The sequence below is a fragment of the Pseudomonas imrae genome, from assembly GCF_046352735.2.
GTDB classification, from domain to species: domain Bacteria; phylum Pseudomonadota; class Gammaproteobacteria; order Pseudomonadales; family Pseudomonadaceae; genus Aquipseudomonas; species Aquipseudomonas imrae.
In genome coordinates, this window is record NZ_CP110853.2 from 1,004,324 (window position 1) to 1,024,105 (window position 19,782).

General features: G+C 57.4%; 24 protein-coding genes and 1 tRNA gene. 5 read left to right on the forward strand and 20 right to left on the reverse strand.

The window, feature by feature from the left end; all coding sequences use genetic code 11:
* Positions 1-17: 17 nt before the first annotated feature.
* From OQ460_RS04420 to OQ460_RS04515, 20 genes are all read right to left on the reverse strand, one after another.
* A complete protein-coding gene (locus OQ460_RS04420) occupies positions 18-338 on the reverse strand; it encodes a transcriptional regulator (RefSeq protein ID WP_410020669.1) in 321 nt (106 codons plus the stop codon).
* A 56-nt stretch (positions 339-394) separates the two neighbouring features.
* Entirely contained in the window at positions 395-598 is a 204-nt protein-coding gene (hrpT, locus tag OQ460_RS04425) for an HrpT family type III secretion system protein (protein WP_410020670.1), read from the reverse strand.
* A complete protein-coding gene (sctC, locus tag OQ460_RS04430) occupies positions 595-2,742 on the reverse strand; it encodes a type III secretion system outer membrane ring subunit SctC (RefSeq protein WP_410020671.1) in 2,148 nt (715 codons plus the stop codon). Before sctC ends, hrpT begins: the two co-directional genes overlap by 4 nt.
* Before the next feature lie 17 nt (positions 2,743-2,759).
* Entirely contained in the window at positions 2,760-3,164 is a 405-nt protein-coding gene (locus OQ460_RS04435) for a hypothetical protein (RefSeq protein ID WP_410020672.1), read from the reverse strand.
* A complete protein-coding gene (locus OQ460_RS04440) occupies positions 3,151-3,369 on the reverse strand; it encodes a hypothetical protein (RefSeq protein ID WP_410020673.1) in 219 nt (72 codons plus the stop codon). Before OQ460_RS04440 ends, OQ460_RS04435 begins: the two co-directional genes overlap by 14 nt.
* Before the next feature lie 61 nt (positions 3,370-3,430).
* On the reverse strand, positions 3,431-4,090 hold the full coding sequence (gene sctL, locus OQ460_RS04445; RefSeq protein ID WP_410020674.1) for a type III secretion system stator protein SctL: 660 nt from the start codon (positions 4,088-4,090) through the stop codon (positions 3,431-3,433).
* A complete protein-coding gene (locus tag OQ460_RS04450; RefSeq protein ID WP_410020675.1) occupies positions 4,041-4,577 on the reverse strand; it encodes a type III secretion protein in 537 nt (178 codons plus the stop codon). The genes sctL and OQ460_RS04450 overlap by 50 nt, the downstream gene beginning before the upstream one ends.
* On the reverse strand, positions 4,574-5,407 hold the full coding sequence (gene sctJ / locus OQ460_RS04455; protein ID WP_410020676.1) for a type III secretion system inner membrane ring lipoprotein SctJ: 834 nt from the start codon (positions 5,405-5,407) through the stop codon (positions 4,574-4,576). Before sctJ ends, OQ460_RS04450 begins: the two co-directional genes overlap by 4 nt.
* 8 nt (positions 5,408-5,415) lie before the next feature.
* Positions 5,416-5,760 carry a type III secretion system inner rod subunit SctI gene (sctI, locus tag OQ460_RS04460; protein ID WP_410020677.1) on the reverse strand — a complete coding sequence of 115 codons (345 nt, stop codon included), beginning with the start codon at positions 5,758-5,760 and terminating at the stop codon, positions 5,416-5,418.
* Between the two features lie 127 nt (positions 5,761-5,887).
* Positions 5,888-6,079: a hypothetical protein gene (locus OQ460_RS04465; RefSeq protein ID WP_410020678.1), complete on the reverse strand. Its 192-nt coding sequence runs from the start codon at positions 6,077-6,079 to the stop codon at positions 5,888-5,890.
* A 129-nt stretch (positions 6,080-6,208) separates the two neighbouring features.
* A complete protein-coding gene (locus OQ460_RS04470; protein WP_410020679.1) occupies positions 6,209-6,523 on the reverse strand; it encodes a hypothetical protein in 315 nt (104 codons plus the stop codon).
* Positions 6,524-6,612: 89 nt separating this feature from the next.
* Complete coding sequence (locus OQ460_RS04475) at positions 6,613-7,533, reverse strand: sigma 54-interacting transcriptional regulator (RefSeq protein WP_410020680.1); 921 nt, start codon at positions 7,531-7,533, stop codon at positions 6,613-6,615.
* Between the two features lie 379 nt (positions 7,534-7,912).
* Complete coding sequence (ychF, locus tag OQ460_RS04480; protein ID WP_410020681.1) at positions 7,913-9,013, reverse strand: redox-regulated ATPase YchF; 1,101 nt, start codon at positions 9,011-9,013, stop codon at positions 7,913-7,915.
* A 22-nt stretch (positions 9,014-9,035) separates the two neighbouring features.
* Positions 9,036-9,620 carry an aminoacyl-tRNA hydrolase gene (gene pth, locus OQ460_RS04485; protein WP_003208389.1) on the reverse strand — a complete coding sequence of 195 codons (585 nt, stop codon included), beginning with the start codon at positions 9,618-9,620 and terminating at the stop codon, positions 9,036-9,038.
* A gap of 167 nt (positions 9,621-9,787) precedes the next feature.
* A complete protein-coding gene (locus OQ460_RS04490) occupies positions 9,788-10,387 on the reverse strand; it encodes a 50S ribosomal protein L25/general stress protein Ctc (protein ID WP_410020682.1) in 600 nt (199 codons plus the stop codon).
* A 138-nt stretch (positions 10,388-10,525) separates the two neighbouring features.
* Entirely contained in the window at positions 10,526-11,467 is a 942-nt protein-coding gene (locus OQ460_RS04495) for a ribose-phosphate pyrophosphokinase (RefSeq protein WP_003171603.1), read from the reverse strand.
* A gap of 46 nt (positions 11,468-11,513) precedes the next feature.
* A tRNA-Gln gene (locus OQ460_RS04500) sits at positions 11,514-11,588 on the reverse strand.
* Positions 11,589-11,625: 37 nt separating this feature from the next.
* Positions 11,626-12,474: a 4-(cytidine 5'-diphospho)-2-C-methyl-D-erythritol kinase gene (gene ispE / locus OQ460_RS04505; RefSeq protein ID WP_410020683.1), complete on the reverse strand. Its 849-nt coding sequence runs from the start codon at positions 12,472-12,474 to the stop codon at positions 11,626-11,628.
* A gap of 1 nt (position 12,475) precedes the next feature.
* A complete protein-coding gene (lolB, locus tag OQ460_RS04510; RefSeq protein ID WP_410020684.1) occupies positions 12,476-13,093 on the reverse strand; it encodes a lipoprotein insertase outer membrane protein LolB in 618 nt (205 codons plus the stop codon).
* 4 nt (positions 13,094-13,097) lie between these two features.
* Positions 13,098-14,822 carry a tetratricopeptide repeat protein gene (locus OQ460_RS04515; protein ID WP_410020685.1) on the reverse strand — a complete coding sequence of 575 codons (1,725 nt, stop codon included), beginning with the start codon at positions 14,820-14,822 and terminating at the stop codon, positions 13,098-13,100.
* A 215-nt stretch (positions 14,823-15,037) separates the two neighbouring features.
* On the opposite strand from OQ460_RS04515, the gene hemA reads away from it, so the two are divergent.
* Genes hemA through murI form a run of 5 tightly spaced genes read left to right on the forward strand, consistent with a single transcriptional unit; the run spans position 15,038 to position 19,773 of the window.
* A complete protein-coding gene (gene hemA / locus OQ460_RS04520) occupies positions 15,038-16,327 on the forward strand; it encodes a glutamyl-tRNA reductase (RefSeq protein ID WP_410020686.1) in 1,290 nt (429 codons plus the stop codon).
* Positions 16,324-17,406, forward strand: coding sequence for a peptide chain release factor 1 (gene prfA / locus OQ460_RS04525; protein WP_410020687.1), 1,083 nt, complete (start codon positions 16,324-16,326; stop codon positions 17,404-17,406). The genes hemA and prfA overlap by 4 nt, the downstream gene beginning before the upstream one ends.
* Entirely contained in the window at positions 17,407-18,237 is an 831-nt protein-coding gene (gene prmC / locus OQ460_RS04530; RefSeq protein ID WP_410020688.1) for a peptide chain release factor N(5)-glutamine methyltransferase, read from the forward strand. It abuts the gene before it with no gap.
* Positions 18,231-18,986 (forward strand): molybdopterin-synthase adenylyltransferase MoeB, encoded by a 756-nt coding sequence (locus tag OQ460_RS04535; protein WP_410020689.1) that lies wholly within the window; start codon positions 18,231-18,233, stop codon positions 18,984-18,986. The genes prmC and OQ460_RS04535 overlap by 7 nt, the downstream gene beginning before the upstream one ends.
* Positions 18,979-19,773, forward strand: a complete 795-nt coding sequence (murI, locus tag OQ460_RS04540) for a glutamate racemase (protein ID WP_410020690.1) — start codon at positions 18,979-18,981, stop codon at positions 19,771-19,773. Before OQ460_RS04535 ends, murI begins: the two co-directional genes overlap by 8 nt.
* The last annotated feature ends 9 nt before the right edge of the window (positions 19,774-19,782 follow it).

Below are 19,782 nucleotides of genomic sequence, written 5' to 3' on the forward strand. Positions count from 1 at the left end.
GATTGAAGAGGCCGGTATCAATAGTAAGTGCGGTAGTCGTCCAGCCGCTCAAGGTCCGCCAGTGACAGCGCCGCACTGATCCGTGCATTCAGTGCGATGGCATCCTGCTGCGCGGGCAGGCCTTGCCAGATCACCAGCGTGTGCGCGGTGTCCATGTAGATGAACAAGTCTTTGAAGGCTGGCGCGTGTATGAACCGTCGCTCCAGCACCCGCCGCAACTGCCCTGTCGCCAGGGCATGGCGGGCAATCTGTAACGCCAGCCCGTCTTTCGCACCTATCGGCGCGCGAGTGAGCGTTACGCCATCGCTCAGTGTCCAGCGTGGGGCATTACCGTGCATAAGCTCGTTCAGGAACGCCTGCCGATGCGAAGCATCGGCAGTAAACCCGGAAGGCTTCATCGTTCCAGGGAGATGGTTTGGTAATCGGAGCGTTTTGTGGATGGGCCGGGCTCTGTGCGCATTTGCTCAGGCCACCAGATCACCATTTCATTCGCACTTGATTGTGGCCGCGAGCAAGAGTCACCCTGGCACGTCGAGGTGCAGCCGGCTGTCAAAAGTGCAGTGCCAAGCAGGCTGAGGATCGAGAGGGTCTTTCTCATTTTTCGGTCTTCTGGTTTGTAGTCAACAGGGAGGGGCGCGATACCCCGATGTGCTCGTTTTTCACGACGGGGCGCATGGCGATAAACACTTCCGCTTCCTCCCCAGGCTTGAGCCAGGCGCGTGGCCAGACGGTGACTGCCAGGGCTTGCGAAGTGCTGCATTCCTTTTCATCGATACGCACGTTGCGGTTGAACTGATTGCGCAACACAACGACAGCTACGTTGAACTGGGGGCCGACGTACCACTGGCTGCGGTCTGTGTTGAGAGCCAGGAGATCGCGGGTCCGGCACAGGGTGTCGAGCCCCAGTGGCATCGGCATGGGTTTGAAGCCCTTGGGTACTTGCCCTGTGACCAGGTGCGCCAGGGTCGACGACACGTCGCTGCGATTGATGACAGGTTGATGTGCTGCATAGCGGCGGGCCAGTGGCTTGAGTGCAGCCTGCAACTCGGCCTGGTCGTTCTGGGGCAAATAGCGCGACGGATCGGACTGATCGCCAATGACGCGAGGGGTCAGGATAAACAGGCGCTCGCGTCGGTTGTTTTTGCGTTCGGTGGATGAAAACAGCGCTTTGCCCAAGAGCGGAATATCACCCAACAACGGGATCTTGTTGAGTCTGTCGGTGTTTTCGGCGACATGAAAACCGCCGACTACCAGTGAACGTTTCTCCGCCATGACCGCCTGGGTGCTGACTTTGCCCTTGCGTACATCGGGGCCGCTGCGCTCCGGGTTGGATTCGTCGAAGTTACCGTCTTCAATATCGACCAGCAGATGAATCTGGTGGCTGCCTCGGCTGGTAATAACCCTGGGAACCACCTGGAAGCTGGTGCCAACTGTAATCGGTAGGATGGTGGCGTTCTCGTTCCCCGCAGTCAGGTATTGGGTGCGATTGAAATCAATCACCGCGGGTTGGTTTTCCAGCGTCAGGATCGACGGATTGGAAACGATGCTCGCCAGGCCTCGAGCCTCCAGGGCACGCAGATCAGCGGCAAAACGATCCATGTTACTGATCGACAACTGCGAAGACGTACCGGGTGCCACGTTGTTCACGCCAGCCTGGAAACGGCTGTTCTGAAAGCCCCAGTTCACGCCTAGCTCCCGCAATTGGGTGCGCTCGATATCGAGAATAATGGCGTCGATTTCCACCAGTTTGCGTGGCACATCGAGCTTGGCTATGAGTTCGCGGTACATCGCCTGGCGTTCTGGCAGGTCGTAGATCAGGACTGCGTTGTTACGTGTGTCGGCTTCGACCCGAATCTTGCCGGTGCCCACTGGCGCCCGGGGCGTTATGGCGTAGTTCGCATCGGTTTGTCCAAGGGTGGCAGGCGGGCTGAGCATCTGTCCCAGCAGAGGGTTACTCAACCGCGGGAATCCAGGCAGTGTGGGCGTAGCCGCAAGGGGCGATGGCGGTGGGGTACGGCTCAGGCTTGATAGTGCGGAGGCTGAACGTGGCTCCAGCAAGCCCCGCAGCATGTTCGCAACACCGGCGATGGTCAGCTTCTCACCGCGATAATCAACCTGACGGTCTGCCGCATTGGCAAATTGCAGGGTGAAGGTCATCACGCTCTGTTTTTCATCGGGGCTTTTGCGTTGACTACTGAATTGTTTGATCTGTTCGATGTATCGCTTGGGGCCTGACACCAGCACGACGCTGTCATCGGGCAGCTCGCCCCAACCGAAACGGCTATCGAGCAGGCCAATGTCGGTCAACGCTTTTTTCAGGTCGGTGATGCTTTCCGAAGAGACCTCCAGGCGTGCAGACTCTTGTTGGTCCAGGGTGCTGACGTACAGCGTGTTGTTGTACAGGAACCACTGAAAACGATGCTCGACGGCCAACCTGTCCAGTAACGACTGTGGCGTGTTGCCGCGTATCTTGCCGTTTACACTGCCCTCCAGGAACCCGTCGATCTGCAATTGGGTGCCAAATGTCTGGGTGAAATCTTCTAGTACTTCGCGCAGGCTCTTGCTGTCGGCCTCATAGGCATAGGCTGTGGTTTTCCATTCGGCAGGAATGGCGGCGCTGGCCACCGGGGACAGCAAGCAGCCAATTGCGGCTAATGCTCCCCAGCACAGGCGTGTGGGTGTGCGTTTTGCAGCGTTTGGTTTTTTCTGCGAGCGAGTACGCTCGACGAGTGCATCAGGCATGAAAGGGTCTCGGTCTGTTACGACAATGAATTGATCGGCGGGTACGAGCTACGAGCAGCACCTGGTGATACGCGCCCGGCCAGGGCACGCAAGGTATCGCGCTGATTGAGAAGGTCTGTCAGGCTCGCCCGGAGCGTGTGCAGGTCGGGGATTTTTTCCAGTACCAGCAGGATCCATAAAAGCCCATTATCGGGGTCTTGGGCGAGCGCCCCATGGAAGTGCTCCAGGCTTGAGCGGCCTAGCATCAGGTACTTTTCCTGCAGCAGGTGGTCCGCCTTGTCAGTGGAAAGTTGAGCGCTCAGCCACATACCTTCAGGGATACGACGAAGGGTGATTGCATCGTTGTTTTCGCTCAGTTGCAGCGATGCTTGGTCGCAACTCCACCATTGTTCGAGCGCGGTATCCAATTCATTGGATGGCATCGATGATGGTTTTTGCGAGGCTGGACTTCAGGCGCGTCTGTTCTTTCAACGCCACGGATGCGAACTGCAGGTTTTTCATTGCATCATGAAAGAGCTGCACATCCTCAAGGCTGCCTGTGTTGTTCTGTGCGAGATCATCGACTACTTGCCGGGCCTTCAAAAAGCGGCTGTCGATTCCCCTCTGGATAGATTCATAAGTTGACATGGTTTTTCTCCACTAGGTCGTTTCGAGTGTGTGGCAAATGATGTGGAGTTGGTTCCATTTGTTAATCTTCACTGAGAAGCAAGCGGTTGACAGCTGTTTCCCAGTCGATGCGCAGGTCCCCTTCCTCGGTTTCAAGTACCAGGGCGAGGGGCTGCAGACCTGCATCGGGCTGCAGATGCCATGTGGTTGCGCCATCCCGCGCCAGCCAACCCTGGACCTGCGCATAGGTTTGTGGATTACAGCGCAGCGTTACCTTCGCTTGAGTGCTTTGTACCTGTATCAACTGCTTGAGCAATGCGCTCAAGCGCTGAGGCGCCGCCACTTCACCGAGTAGCTGCTGCAGTGCTGTGTTGACGAGATGGGTGGCGTGGTTTTCCAACGCATTGTTCATCGCTTGACGTTCCGCCTCCCAACGTTGGAGCTGGGCGTTTGCCTGCTTCCAGAAATCCTCCCGTGCTTGTGCAACCGACCGTTCGCATTCCTGTTCAGCCTGCAGCAGCATGTCGCGGGCTTTCGCTTGTGTGCTTTTGAGCAATGCCTCGGCGCGACCGCTATCGACCAGTGTTTCCCGTGAAATCAGGGGCTGCGATAATCCGGCAGATTGTGGGTGAAGCTTGATTTTGCGTAGCGATAACATGATTGCGCACCTTGGAGAGCCAGTTTGCGACTGGCTAACTCTGGGAGGAAAGTGTCCGCCAGATAACGGCCTGCCAAAGGGCATCCAATTTGGCTGGGGACAAGAGGAGAGGGGGGGCTTGTTCAAGTTCGAGGATGCGTTGACGGACAAACGCCAGGCGCAATCGCTGCCAGCATTCAGGCATGACCCAGGCTCGTAGCAGTTGCAGGGCGTCATCCAGCGGCGCCAGCCAGGACTCGGTGTTCATGGCTTTGGCGATGCGGTTGCACCACAGACCTTGCTCTTCATTCAACTGAAGTTGAACCTGCGAGCGGCACGCCGCCTCGACCAGTTGCAGGATCAGTTGGCGCTCATGGGCCTCGGCCAGTACGAACCGCAGTTGCGCAGGATGTGGCTTGGGCGGCTTGCAGGGATCTATCGCAAAGGCTTGCGCCAGGCTCATATGTCGGGCCTGGGCAAGGTCCAGCAGCGATGCGTGTTTAACTGCCGCTAAACCTGGCGGCAGCCAATCGGTATGAGCCTCTTTCCAGGCGTATGCCCACCACCGTACCCAATGCAGTTCATCGTTCATGGCCGAGGATTTTCAGGCCGCTCATAAGCACTGGGCGATGGCCACGATGCTTCTGGATACCGGATCTCCCCGGCAGTTGGGGCGGCAACCGAGCGCCGTTTGAACCAAAACAGCGCGCCAACCACTGCAAGCAAAGGCAAGATGATCAGAAGCACCAGCACGTTCCTCCAAAAGCTGGCATCTTCACTGGCGATCAGGAAGGGGCCTATATGCGTTAATGCTTTTTCTTCCTGATAAGCCGCGGCCGGGACGAATACAACGGTCAGTTTCTGGGGATTGTCCACAGCGGTTGCCATCCCGGGAATGCCGCTGGCGACCATGCGGCGCACGCGCGGTTGTATGCTGTCGGGCTCCAGGCGAGGGTCGTGCTTGATGAAGACGGAAGCGGAGGCCGGCTGGACGGGCTCTCCCGGTGCAATTCGCTCTGGCAGTACCACATGCACGCGCGCGACGATGACGCCGTCTATGTTTGTCAGTGTGTATTCGAGTTCTTGGGAAAGCGCGTAGATGTAACGTGCCCGCTCTTCAAGAGGGGTGGAAATGACGCCCTCCTTGCGGAAAATATCCCCCAGGGTCGACCTGGCATGGCGTGGCAAGCCGACAGCTTCCAGCGTACGCACCGCCCGCCCGATATCCTTGGCCTCCACCCGAACGACCACGCCGTCCTTGGCCGGGACTTTTTGCGCCCGGATCTGTTTGTTTTCCAGCTCGGCAATGACTTCGTTGGCTTCCTGTTCGGAAAGCTGACGATGCAGCTCCACGCTTTCACCGCATCCACCCAGAAGCACTATTAACAATAGCCAGCAGTATTTGTACTGAAAACCGCGCATGCAGTTACCTACGACAGGTTGGTGAGCTTTTCTACGGCCTGTACGCTTTTATTGACAATTTTGGCTGCCAGAGTCACTTCCGTACTGAGCGATGAGAGCGAGCGCGTTGTTGCAATGATATCCATGGGGTCGGAACTTTTACTGAGGCGCTTCAAATCGTTGCCCGACTGGTTGGACAATGAATGCAGAAAGTTTGATGACTGCGCCAGAGAAGAAACCATGGGCTTTGCTTCAGTGGGGGAGGGGGATTCGATCGTCGCGCTGAACCAATTGATATCAGACGTCTCTGGGGTTTTAGATAACGGCTCGTTTGCCATGGCGCGTGGGAGCAAGTTGCTAGTATGTATTTCCATAAGAATATTCCGATAATGCCTGGGCAACGTATATTGATTAAAGAAGGCTGTGAGGGGGCGGCAATGTATTGGCCCGCGGAGCGCGAAACTCTTCCCTTGAGCCCTGCAAAAGGGAAGAGTCTTTTGATTAATAGCGGACGCCGCTCATGGTCGCAATAAAACCCGAAATCAGCTGGTTTGCCTCTTCACGTTTGCTTTTGTTGATGGCATTCACCGTGTCCGCGATCTTCCTCCTCGCATCTTCGGCCGCTGCCATGCCCGCTGCAGCATCGCCTGCGGCCATACTTGCTGCTTGTCCGGCCATTGCCATTGGACCCATTTCAAGACTCCTTATGTTTTACTTAATGATAGATAAGGGCAGAGCTGTAAGTGGAGTTCTGAGTTTTAGTTGGCGCGCACCTCGCTTTCTCAATCGGAGTAATAGTAATAAGCTGGTACTCAATTGGGTTTAGCCAATAGGAGGGAAAGGAGGGCGAGATAGTGCTGATGGTTTCCACTGCTCTGGATTCTGACCAGCGTTTGATGACGCGCTACCTGAGTTCACCCCCGCAAGTGAGGAGTCAAGTACGCTGGATAACGACGGAGTTAAAGACGCTAAGGTTTGTGTCATGGACGCAATTGCTCTCTCGGTCGTTTTGTTTGTCTCTTCCAGCGACTTTTTCATGTCTTTCGCAAGTTCGGTGGTTTCTTGCGCGTTTTTGTTAAGCTGAGTCATGTCAGGTTTTCTGAATATGTTTACGAACGGCTCGATGATGAACGACATGTGTCTCTCCGGTAATATGTAACTGAGGGCATAGTCAATTGATCTATGCTCATATGAGTGGAGAGGCTTAGGTCAAGGGTTCCTCTGTATCATAATAATGATATTTCTAATTGTTTCATTCGGTGATAAAGCGTTCGCCGTGGAACACAAAGCTCAAGCGCGGCGGCTTCTACACTCATCGAGTGACGTCTTAGTGAGTCTTCAATCAGTGTTTTCTCTATATGACCCATCCGTTCTTTTAGTGTCATTTCTATCCCTTTGGGCTTTTCCCTATTCGGTGAAATAACGGGCAGCCCCAATATGAAGCGCTTGGCTGCCGAACGCAGTTCACGGACGTTGCCAGGCCAGGGGTAACAAAGTAATTCTTGAAGCAGGGAGTGCCCGGGGACGGGGGCCGCACACTTGAATTGATCCGCCTCCTGGCCAACCAATTTTAAAAATAGCGGGATGATTTGCTCGCGTCGGTCACGTAGAGGCGCAAGATTGAGGCTCACAACATTCAGCCGAAAATACAGGTCTTGCCTGAACCGCCCCAGTTCGACCATTTCCTGCAGCGAGTTCTGCGCTGAAGCGATGACTCGCATGTCAACGGCAATAAACTTGGTTGAACCCAAACGCTCTACGCCGCGTGATTCCAACGCGCGTAATAGTTTGGCCTGGAGCGTCAGCGGCATGCTGTCTATTTCATCCAGATACAAAGTACCCAGATGCGCGGCCTCTATAAAACCTGCGCGCGATTGCACCGCGCCGGTAAATGCACCATTGATGACACCAAAGAGCTGGCTCTCGGCAAGACTTTCCGGAATGGCAGCACAGTTTATGGCGACAAAATTGCCTCGGCGGCCAGATAAACGATGAATCCGCTCTGCCAAGGTGTCCTTGCCTGTTCCGGTTTCGCCCAATAGCAAGACATCAATGTTGCGTGCAGCCATGTTCTGGATAGTCGTTTCCAGATCTGGGTGTTCGGTAATGGGTGTTGGGCTTTCATTGTTGACCAGGGAGGCCTGCATCGTCCTTGCTCCAACAGGATTGGGCCTGTGTTCTTTAGTTTTGGTATGTAGCCAAAGGGCAGACGAAACCTTGATTGCTGTCCTTCAAGGCGCTGGCGATATTAAAGATAGATCGACCTGAAACTAAACTTATGATTTTTCATATTCAGGGTTATAGGTAAAGACTGGATGGTGTATGAGAAGGTCAGGGTAAAAACTTTTCGAGGGTTTATATGTCAGGTGCTGACATCGGCAGCGTGGGAATTGTCTTAAGAGCATTCAGGCGTTTCAGGCTGTTGCAGTTTTATCGCAGGTTTCTATTCTTGATTACTTTTCAGTGGGTATAAAAAAACCGATGCCAGGCATCGGTTTTTTAAGGCTAAGTATTGTCGGAAAAGACTTACACGTTGAAGCGGAAGTGCATCACATCGCCATCCTTGACGATATATTCCTTGCCTTCCAGGCGCCACTTGCCGGCTTCCTTGGTACCGGCTTCACCCTTGTACTGGATGAAGTCGTTGTAGGCGATGACTTCGGCACGGATAAAGCCTTTTTCGAAGTCTGTGTGGATCACGCCTGCGGCCTGTGGTGCGGTGGCACCGACCTTGACGGTCCAGGCGCGGACTTCTTCGACACCGGCGGTGAAGTAGGTCTGCAGGTGCAGCATTTCGTAGCCTGCACGAATCACACGGTTCAAACCTGGTTCTTCCAGGCCCAGGGCCTCGAGGAACATGTCCTTTTCTTCGCCGTCATCGAGCTCGGCGATTTCTGCTTCGATCTTGTTGCACACCGGAACGACGATCGCACCTTCTTCATCGGCAATGGCCTTGACCACGTCCAGCAGCGGGTTGTTCTCGAAACCGTCTTCAGCGACGTTGGCGATGTACATCACAGGCTTGGTGGTCAGCAGGTGGAAGCCTTTGATGACCAGCTTCTCGTCAGTGCTCATGTTCTTCATCAGGCTGCGCGCAGGCTTGCCTTCGGTGAAGTGAGCGATCAATTGCTCCAGCAGGCCCTTTTGGACCACGGCGTCTTTATCGCCGCCCTTGGCGTTGCGCGCGACTTTCTGCAGTTGCTTTTCGCAGCTGTCGAGGTCGGCGAAGATCAGCTCCAGATCGATGATTTCGATGTCACGCTTGGGGTCGACGCTGTTGGAGACGTGAATCACGTTCTCGTCTTCAAAGCAGCGGACCACGTGGGCGATGGCGTCGGTTTCGCGGATGTTGGCCAGAAACTTGTTACCCAGGCCTTCACCTTTCGACGCGCCGGCCACCAGGCCCGCGATGTCGACGAATTCCATGGTGGTCGGCAAGATGCGCTTTGGATTGACGATGGCAGCCAGTGCCTGCAGGCGTGGGTCCGGCATGGCCACGATGCCGCTGTTGGGTTCGATGGTGCAGAAGGGAAAGTTCTCCGCCGCAATACCGGACTTGGTCAGGGCGTTGAACAGGGTGGACTTGCCGACGTTGGGCAGGCCGACGATGCCGCAATTGAATCCCATGGTGTTTCCCCTCGGGTAAAAGTCAGGCCTTCTGGCTGTGCAGGTTTTTCATCGCGCGGTTCCATTCACCGGCGAAGATATCCGGCAGCACGCCGAGGGCAAAATCGATGCTCGCATCGAGTTTTTCCTGTTCGGCGCGTGGCGCACGACCCAGGACGAAGTTTGAAACCATACTGGCAACGCCTGGGTGGCCAATGCCGAGCCGCAGGCGGTAAAAGGTATTCTGATTGCCCAACTGCGCGATGATGTCACGCAGGCCATTATGGCCGCCATGGCCGCCGCCTTGCTTGAGTTTGGCAACGCCGGGTGGCAGATCCAGTTCGTCATGGGCCACCAGGATTTCCTCGGGTTTGATCCGGAAGAAGCCCGCAAGTGCCGCGACAGCCTGGCCGCTGCGGTTCATGTAGGTGGTGGGAATCAGCAGGCGAACATCCTGACCCTGATGTGAGAAACGTCCGGTCAGGCCAAAATATTTGCGATCGGCCACAAGGTTTACACCTTGGGCGTGGGCGATGCGCTCAACAAAAAGGGCCCCCGCGTTATGCCGGGTCTGTTCGTATTCGGCGCCTGGATTTCCCAGGCCAACGATCAGTTTAATGGCGGTCACGACAGGGGCCCTTCCTTTGGAGTTGTGGATAACATCGCCTGACCTAAGTGCGGCGAAAGTGGACGACAATACATCATTTACTCAAGAGTAAACGCCGCGTTATCGCCCGCTTTCTCGCTACGTTCCGGTCCGCGATGTTTCCTCAAGCTCCGGCATTACAGAGTGAATTACTCTGCAGCGCCTTCTTCTGCTTCTGGAGCAACACGTGGAGCGTGGACGTTGGCAACAGCCTTGTCATCACCGTGAGCCAGAGCAACGAACTCAACGCCTTTAGGGGCCTTGAGGTCGGACAAGTGAACGATGTCACCGATTTCAGCGTTAGCCAGGTCGACTTCGATGAACTCAGGCAGGTCTTTCGGCAGGCAGGAAACTTCCAGCTCCGAAGTCACGTGCGAGATCTCGCCGCCTTTCTTGATCGGGGCCGCTTCGTTGATGAAGTGGACCGGAACGATAGCGGTCAGTTTCTGACCGGCTACAACGCGTACGAAGTCAGCGTGCAGTACGTGACCCTTGGACGGGTGGCGCTGCAGAGCCTTGATGATGACGTTCTGCTTTTTGCCGCCAACGTTCAGTTCGATAACGTGGCTGTAAGCCGACTCGTTTTCGAGCAGTTTGGCAACTTCTTTAGCCAGCATGCTGATGGATTCAGGGGCTTTGTCGCCACCGTAAACTACAGCTGGAACCAGGCTTGCGAGACGACGCAGGCGGCGGCTCGCACCTTTCCCCAGGTCGGAACGCACTTCAGCATTCAGAGTAAAATCGTTCATGTTGTATCTCCAAAATAACCACATTCGCCCCAGCGTTTGCGACCAGCGCTAAAGGCGATATGGGCAAAAAAGCCCCGCCCCAACACAATGTTGGGGCGGGGCGCTTTTCGTCAGGTTGATGTCGCCAAGGTTTGATCCTTAACGGAACATCGCGCTGATCGATTCTTCATTGCTGATGCGGCGGACCGCTTCAGCAACAACCGGTGCGATATCCAGTTGACGGATACGCGCACAGGCTTGAGCAGCGGCGGACAACGGGATGGTGTTAGTCACCACCAGTTCGTCCAGCACGGAATTCTCGATGTTCTCGATCGCCCGGCCCGACAGCACAGGGTGTGTGCAGTAGGCAAAGACTTTGGCTGCACCGTGCTCTTTCAAGGCTTTTGCCGCGTGGCACAGGGTGCCGGCGGTGTCGACCATGTCATCGACCAGAATACAGGTGCGCCCTTCGACATCACCGATGATATGCATCACTTCAGAGTGATTGGCTTTCTCACGGCGTTTGTCGATGATCCCGAGGTCTACGCCCAGGGACTTGGCAACAGCTCGTGCACGCACGACGCCACCAATGTCCGGGGATACGATCATCAGGTTTTCAAAGCGCTGGTCTTCGATGTCATCCACCAGAACGGGGGAGCCGTAGATGTTATCTACCGGAATATCGAAGAACCCCTGGATTTGGTCAGCGTGCAGGTCAACCGTGAGAACACGATCGATGCCTACCACGGTGAGCATGTCAGCCACGACTTTCGCGCTGATAGCTACACGTGCGGAACGCGGGCGGCGATCCTGACGGGCATAACCAAAGTAAGGGATTACAGCTGTGATTCGAGTCGCTGAGGAGCGGCGGAAGGCATCAGCCATCACGACGAGTTCCATCAGGTTATCGTTGGTCGGAGCGCAAGTCGGCTGAATAATGAAAACGTCTTTACCGCGGACATTTTCATTGATCTCGGCTGTAATTTCGCCGTCGGAAAATTTACCGACAGAGATGTCACCGAGAGGGATATGCAGCTGACGTACGACACGTCGAGCCAGATCGGGGTTGGCGTTCCCCGTAAAGACCATCATCTTGGACACGCGCAGTACCTAGAGGCTGAGGGTAACCTGGATGAGTATAGGAAAATGGCAGGGGCGGCTGGATTCGAACCAACGCATGGCAGGATCAAAACCTGCTGCCTTACCGCTTGGCGACGCCCCTGTATCTGTTGCAACGAGTACCCAGTACTCGATTCCTTTTAGAGCAGACTTTGCAGCTTGCGATGCAACATCGAAACGTTGCTTCCCTTTGCTACAAACCCTGTAAGGGTCTCTGTAAGAAGGGCCGAGACTTTATCAGCTTCAGCTTTGCTTGGGAAGCCCCCAAACACACAACTTCCAGTACCAGTTAATTTTGCTTCGGTAAATTTACCTAACAAATTCAAAGCGTTACGTACATCTGGATAACGCCTTGCTACAACCGGTAAGCAGTCATTTCGACTGTTTCCCTTGGGAACGGGGCGCACTTTAATGGGAGAAGAGTTACGTGTCAACAACGGATCTGAAAAAATTTCTGCTGTACTTACAGATACTTGCGGCACCAGCACGACATACCACGGCTCTTCGGGCTCTACAGGGGTGAGTTTCTCGCCGATGCCCTCGGCAAAAGCGGCATGTCCACGCACGAAAACCGGGACGTCCGCCCCCAGTGTCAGGCCCAGCGAAGCGAGGCGATCCTCGTCCCAGCCCAGTTGCCAGAGGTGATTCAACCCGAGCAAGGTGGTCGCGGCGTTGGAGCTGCCACCGCCGATGCCGCCACCCATGGGCAGGATCTTGTCGATCCAGATATCAATGCCGAGCGAACAACCGGATTGTTCCTGAAGTTTTTTTGCCGCCTTGACGATGAGGTTACTGTCGTGCGGCACGCCTTCAAATTCGGTGTGCAGGTGAATCACGCCGTCGTCGCGCACGGCAAAGGTCAATTCGTCGCCATAGTCGAGAAATTGAAACAGTGTCTGCAGTTCGTGATAACCGTCTTCACGACGACCAAGGATGTGCAGCATCAAATTAAGCTTGGCTGGCGAGGGCAGAGTCAGACGTTGAATCATGTCACTGCCCCAGTTTACGCGGTTGCCAATTCTTGATCACCAGCGTGACATCAAGGTCGGCGCCGTGCAGTTTTATGCGCTCGGGCAGCCAGTAGCCGCTCTGTTCCACGTAGCTCAGGTATTCGACCTGCCAGCCATCCTGTTCCAGGGTAGCCAGGCGGCTGTCGCCATTGAGGCTTAGGCGACTCTTGCTATCGGGCGCTGGCAAACCGCGAACCCACCAGACCAGATGCGAGACGGGCAGCTTCCAGCCGACCTGTTCTTCGAGCAAGGCTTCCGGTGACGGGGCTTCATAGCGGCCCTGGTTGGCCACTTCGAGGCTCACTGTGCCTGGTCGTCCGGTCAGGCGTGCGGCGCCGCGGCCAAGGGGGCCGGAAAGGCGTATGTCGTAATAGTCCTGGCGTTGCAGCCAGAACAGGGTGCCGCTGCCAGAGTCCTTCGGCGCGCGAACTCCGATCTTGCCGTCAATCTGCCAGCCGTCAATGTTGCTGAGCTGGTCCTTGTGTTGGCGCCACTGTGCCGGGTTGCCCTGGCCTTCGACGGACTCACGGGGCCCGAAGCCCGCACAACCGGCGAGCAGGGCGATAAAACTGAAAACGATGGCGTGGCGCAAAAACATAGAATTAAAGAGTCTCGGATCCGGTCAGGCGCTTGATGGTGCTGCGCAGGATAGGGCTTTCGGGTTGTTCCTTGAGGAACTTGCCCCAGATTTGTCTGGCTTCACGTTGCTTGCCCTGAGCCCAGAGCACTTCACCCAGGTGAGCCGCGACTTCCTGGTCGGGGAATCGCTCCAGTGCCTGGCGCAGCAGGCGTTCGGCTTCATCCAGGTTGCCCAGGCGGTAATTCACCCAGCCCAGGCTGTCGAGCACTGCCGGGTCTTCCGGGCTGAGCTGGTGTGCCTGCTCGATCAGGGCCTTGGCTTCGGCGTAGCGGGTCGTACGGTCAGACAGGGTGTAGCCCAGGGCGTTCAGTGCCATTGCATTGTCCGGGTCGCGCTTGATGATCAGGCGCAGGTCTTTCTCCATTTGCGCCAGGTCGTTGCGTTTCTCGGCTTGCATGGCACGGGTGTAGAGCAGGTTCAGGTCATCGGGATATTGCAGCAGGGCCTGGGCGAGGATTTTCCAGGCACGGTCTCCCTGATTGTTAGCCGACAGTGTTTCGGCCTGGATCAAATAAAGCTGTATGGCGTAGTCGGGTTCGGCGTCTCGCGCGGCCGCCAGGCGTTTTTCTGCTTCGTCGGTGCGGCCGTTGTTCATCAGGATATCGGCCTGGCGCAACTGTGCCGGCAGATAGTCGTTGCCAGCGCCGACCTTGGCATACTCGATCAGCGCGCCTTGAGGGTCGTTGAGCTCTTCGGCGATGCGCCCCAGGTTCAGATGTGCCGAGTCGATATGGCTTTCCCGTGCAATCAGGTCCTCCAGGTAGCCCCTGGCCTCGTCCCAGGCCTTGGCTTCCAGGCATACCAGCGCCAGGGAATAACGTAATTCGTCATCGTCCGGGTACTGCTGGACGAGGCTGGCGAATTCTACCTTGGCATCCTCCATGCGGTCCTGCTCTACCAGCATGCGGGCGTAGGTCAGGCGCAGTCGCTTGTCGTCCGGGTATTTCTGAATGCTTTTTTGCAGCAGTGGCAAGGCTTCCTTGCCGCGATTGAGGCTTTGCAGCAGGCGCGCGCGCAGCAGCAGGGGGGCGACTTCACCCTCTTGCGGCGGGTTCTGCTCCAGCAGTTTCAGGGCTGCCTGGGCTTCATCGTCCTGTTGCAGCAACAGCGCCTTGCCAAACACCAGTTGGCTATTGCTCGGGTGTTTATGCAGCAGGCGGTCGAAACTCTTCATCAGGCCGTCGCGGGTGTCCTGATCAGTGTCTGCAGCCGACAGGGCGAGGAAGTCGAAGTGTGTATCACCTTTGCCCTGCAGCACTTTCTCCATATAGACCATGGAGTCGTCGTAGCGCCCGGCACGCGCCAGTTGAATCGCCGCTGCACGTTGCGCTTCAAGATCGTCTGGGGCGTTTTTCGCCCAGATCATCGCCGTATCCAGTGCGGCCTGGTCAGCGCCCAGATATTCGGCAATACGGAACGCCCGCTCGGAAATGCCAGGGTCCTGGGTATTGATGGCCTGGGTCACGTAGTTATCCAGGGCAATGTCAAAACGATTGCGCTGGCCAGCCAGCTCCGCGCTCAGCAGGCTGAACACCGTTTCTTCACTGAACGAGGAATACACCTTGGGCTTTTCAGGGGCGGGAATGCTGTCTTCGGCCGGCGGGGCGCTTTCCGGCGGCACGGGAGCCACGGTCTGGCAGCCGCTGAGGAAGACAAGGGCGAGGAGCAACGCGGAAGATCTATTCATATAGGAAGAGGACGACTAACCTGCGGTCGGATCATCATGACACAAGCCCTGGGCCAAACATAACCAGGGCAGCCGTATTGCCTTAAATGCCTGCCCCTCGCTTCTACATGGGGCGTTTATAGACACAAGGTATTGGGACAATAGACGACGGTGGTTGTTCTGAATCTATCGAAGTAGGACAATTGTCGGCTTCCCGACATCATCAGCGATATTGAATGGCCTTCCTTGCTCTGGGTATCAACCACAAGACTGCTTCTGTAGACGTCCGCGAGCGCGTGGCGTTTACTCCGGAGCAATTGGTTGAGGCCTTGCAGCAGCTCTGCCGGCTCACCGACAGCCGCGAAGCTGCGATCCTTTCCACCTGCAATCGCAGCGAGCTCTATATAGAGCAGGAACATCTTTCGGTGGATGTGGTGCTGCGCTGGCTGGCTGATTACCATCATTTGAGCCTCGATGACCTGCGCGCCAGCGCTTATGTGCATGAGGACGATGCGGCAGTTCGTCACATGATGCGCGTTGCCGCCGGGCTCGATTCGCTGGTGTTGGGTGAGCCGCAGATCCTTGGCCAGATGAAGTCGGCCTATGCCGTGGCCCGTGAAGCCGGGACCGTGGGGCCGCTGCTGGGGCGTTTGTTCCAGGCTACGTTCAATTCGGCCAAGCAGGTGCGTACTGACACGGCCATCGGTGAAAACCCGGTGTCCGTGGCGTTTGCTGCGGTGAGCCTGGCCAAGCAGATTTTCAGCGACCTGCAGCGCAGCCAGGCGTTGCTGATTGGCGCGGGCGAGACCATCACCCTGGTCGCCCGGCACCTGCATGACCTGGGGGTCAAGCGTATCGTGGTGGCCAACCGTACCCTGGAGCGCGCCAGTATCCTCGCCGAACAGTTTGGCGCCCATGCGGTGTTGCTCGCGGACATCCCGGCCGAGCTGGTACGCAGCGATATCGTCATCAGCTCCACCGCCAGCCAATTGCCGATCCTGGGCAAAGGTGCGGTGGAAAGCGCCTTGAAGCTGCGCAAACACAAGCCGATTTTCATGGTGGATATCGCCGTCCCCCGGGATATCGAGCCGGAAGTCGGTGAGTTGGACGACGTTTACCTCTACAGCGTCGACGACTTGCACGAAGTAGTCGCTGAGAATCTCAAGAGCCGCCAGGGTGCCGCCCAGGCGGCTGAGGAAATGGTTGCTGTCGGCGCCGATGAATTCATGGTGCGCCTGCGTGAACTGGCGGCCGTGGATGTGCTCAAGGCTTACCGTCAGCAAGGCGAGCGTCTGCGGGACGAGGAATTGATCAAGGCCCAGCGTTTGCTCGCCAATGGCAGCAGCGCTGAAGATGTCTTGATGCAATTTGCCCGCGGCCTTACCAACAAGTTACTGCACGCGCCAAGCGTACAGCTTAAAAAACTGACTGCCGAAGGCCGCCTCGATGCGCTGGCCATGGCCCAGGAACTCTTTGCCCTCGGTGAGGGCGCGTCGGATAGCTCTTCGGATAAAAAAACGCAATGAAAGCGTCACTGCTCAATAAACTGGACGTTCTCCAGGACCGCTTCGAAGAATTGACAGCCTTGCTCGGCGACGGCGAAGTCATCTCCGATCAAAACAAGTTCCGCACCTATTCCAAGGAGTACGCGGAAGTTGAACCCGTTGTGGCCACCTATAAGCAGTTGCTCAAAGTGCAGGCCGACCTCGAAGGTGCCCAGGCGCTGCTCAAGGACAGCGACCCGGACATGCGCGAAATGGCCGTGGAAGAAGTTCGCGAGGCCCGGGAAAAACTCGCCGAGCTGGAAGCCGACCTGCAACGCATGTTGCTGCCCAGAGACCCGAACGATGGACGCAACGTGTTCCTGGAAATCCGTGCCGGGACCGGCGGTGACGAGGCCGCGATTTTCTCCGGTGATCTGTTTCGCATGTATTCGCGCTATGCCGAGCGACGTGGCTGGCGGGTGGAAATCCTCTCCGAGAACATCGGGGAGCATGGCGGCTATAAAGAAGTCATCGCCCGGGTGGAAGGAGACAACGTCTACGGCAAGCTGAAATTCGAGTCCGGTGCTCATCGCGTGCAGCGCGTCCCGGCGACCGAATCCCAGGGCCGGATTCACACGTCGGCCTGTACCGTGGCCGTGTTGCCCGAGCCGGACGAGCAGGAAACCATCGAGATCAACCCGGCAGATTTGCGCGTCGACACCTACCGCTCATCGGGTGCCGGTGGGCAGCACGTCAACAAGACCGACTCGGCGATCCGCATCACGCACTTACCCTCCGGGATTGTGGTGGAGTGTCAGGAAGAGCGTTCCCAGCACAAGAACCGGGCGCGAGCCATGTCATGGCTGTCGGCCAAGCTCAACGACCAACAGACCAGCGCCGCAGCCAATGCGATTGCCAGCGAACGTAAATTGCTGGTGGGTTCTGGCGATCGCTCCGAACGCATTCGTACCTACAATTTTGCCCAGGGCCGGGTCACCGACCATCGGGTCAACCTGACCCTGTATTCCCTGGACGAAATCCTCGCCGGTGGCGTAGATGCGGTGATCGAGCCTTTGCTGGCCGAATACCAGGCTGACCAACTGGCTGCGATAGGTGAATAAATGACCATTATTGCCAGTTTGTTGCGCGCCGCCGATCTGCCTGATTCGCCAACCGCGCGCCTTGATGTAGAACTGTTGTTGGCCGCCGCCCTCGGCAAGCCTCGCAGCTATCTGCACACCTGGCCGGAAAAGATCGTCAGCACCGAAGACGCATTGGTCTTTGCCGACTACCTGCAGCGCCGCCGTACCGGTGAGCCGGTGGCCTATATCCTTGGTCAGCAGGGTTTCTGGAAGCTGGACCTGGAAGTCGCGCCCCACACGCTGATTCCCCGCCCGGAAACCGAGATGCTGGTGGAGGCTGCGCTGGAGCTGCTGCCCGCCACACCCTCCAGTGTCCTGGACCTGGGCACCGGCAGCGGCGCGATTGCCCTGGCCCTGGCCAGCGAGCGTCCGGCCTGGAAAGTGACTGCCGTGGACCGTGTGCTGGAGGCCGTGGCCCTGGCCGAGCGCAATCGCCAGCGCCTACATCTGGACAACGCGATGGTACTGAGCAGTCATTGGTTCAGCGCCCTGGCAGGCCGCAGCTATGACCTGATCATCAGCAACCCGCCCTATATTGCCACCACCGACCCGCACCTGGTGGCCGGCGATGTGCGTTTCGAGCCGGCCAGCGCTTTGGTCGCAGGCCCTGACGGTCTGGACGACCTGCGTGCGATCATCTCCCAGGCGCCTACCTATCTGGAAGCCGACGGCTGGCTGTTACTGGAGCACGGCTATGACCAGGCTCCAGCTGTTCGAGATCTGCTGCTGGCGCAAGGCTTCGAAACGGTCCACAGCCGTGTCGATCTCGGTGGCCATGAACGCATCAGTCTGGGGCGCCGGCCGTGCTGAACGATCAGGAGCTGTTGCGCTATAGCCGGCAAATTCTGTTGCAGCATGTCGACATAGAAGGTCAGTTACGCCTCAAACGCAGTCGTGCGCTGATCGTCGGCCTTGGCGGCTTGGGTGCGCCGGTTGCCTTGTACCTCGCGGCGGCTGGTGTGGGGGAGTTGCACCTGGCGGATTTCGACACGGTCGACCTGACCAACCTGCAACGCCAGATCATCCACGACACCGACAGCGTCGGCCTGAGCAAGGTCGACTCAGCCATTCGTCGGCTGAACGCAATCAACCCAGAGGTCCAGTTGATTGCCCATCGCACGGCGCTGGACGCTGATTCGTTGGCGGCTGCGGTTGCCGGTGTGGACGTGGTGCTCGATTGCTCCGACAACTTTTCCACCCGCGAGGCGGTGAATGCCGCGTGTGTGGCTGCTGGCAGGCCGTTGGTCAGCGGTGCGGCGATTCGCCTGGATGGGCAGCTGTCGGTGTTCGATCCAAGGCGCGCAGAAAGCCCGTGTTATCACTGTTTATATGGGCACGGCAGCGAAACCGAACTGACTTGCAGCGAAGCCGGAGTCGTCGGTCCGTTGGTGGGGCTGGTGGGCAGTCTGCAGGCCCTGGAAGCCCTGAAGCTGCTGGCGGGTTTTGGTGAGCCGCTGGTGGGGCGGCTGTTGTTGATCGATGCCTTGAGTACACGGTTCCGCGAGTTGCGAGTCAAGCGCGACCCGGGTTGCAGCGTTTGCGGCAGCCATCATGGTTAAGAGCGCGCCGATAGGTGTGTTCGATTCCGGTGTCGGCGGTCTGTCGGTGCTGGACGAGATCCAGCGTCTGCTGCCCCACGAGTCACTGCTGTACGTGGCTGATTGCGGGCACATCCCCTACGGTGAGAAAACGCCAGAATTCATTCGCGAACGGTCGCGCCTGGTGGCTGGATTTTTCCGCGAGCGGGGGGCCAAGGCCTTTGTGATCGCCTGCAACACAGCCACAGTCGCCGCGGTGGCTGATTTGCGTCAAGACTTTCCCGACTGGCCATTGGTGGGGATGGAGCCGGCGGTCAAGCCAGCGGCGGCGGCGACCCGCAGTGGCGTGGTCGGGGTGTTGGCCACCACGGGCACCTTGCAAAGTGCCAAATTCGCCGCGCTTCTTGACCGCTTCGCTACCGACGTGCGGGTGGTTACCCAGCCGTGCCCCGGGCTGGTGGACCTGATCGAGACGGGCGATCTGAACAGCCTGGCGCTGCGCCAGTTGTTACGAGGGTATGTCGAGCCACTGCTTGAGGCCGGGTGCGACACGATTATCCTCGGATGTACCCACTATCCCTTCCTCAAGCCGTTGTTGGCGCAGATGCTGCCGTCCTCGATCAGCCTGATCGACACCGGGGCTGCGGTGGCTCGTCAGTTACAGCGCCTGTTGGGTGAGCACGAACTGCTGGCCGACGGCAATCCTCAGGCTACCCAGTTCTGGACCAGCGGCGATCCGCAACATCTAACAAATATCCTACCCAAGCTGTGGAAGTTCGGCGGCGTTGTGCGAAGATTTGGTTTGTGAAAAATTTGT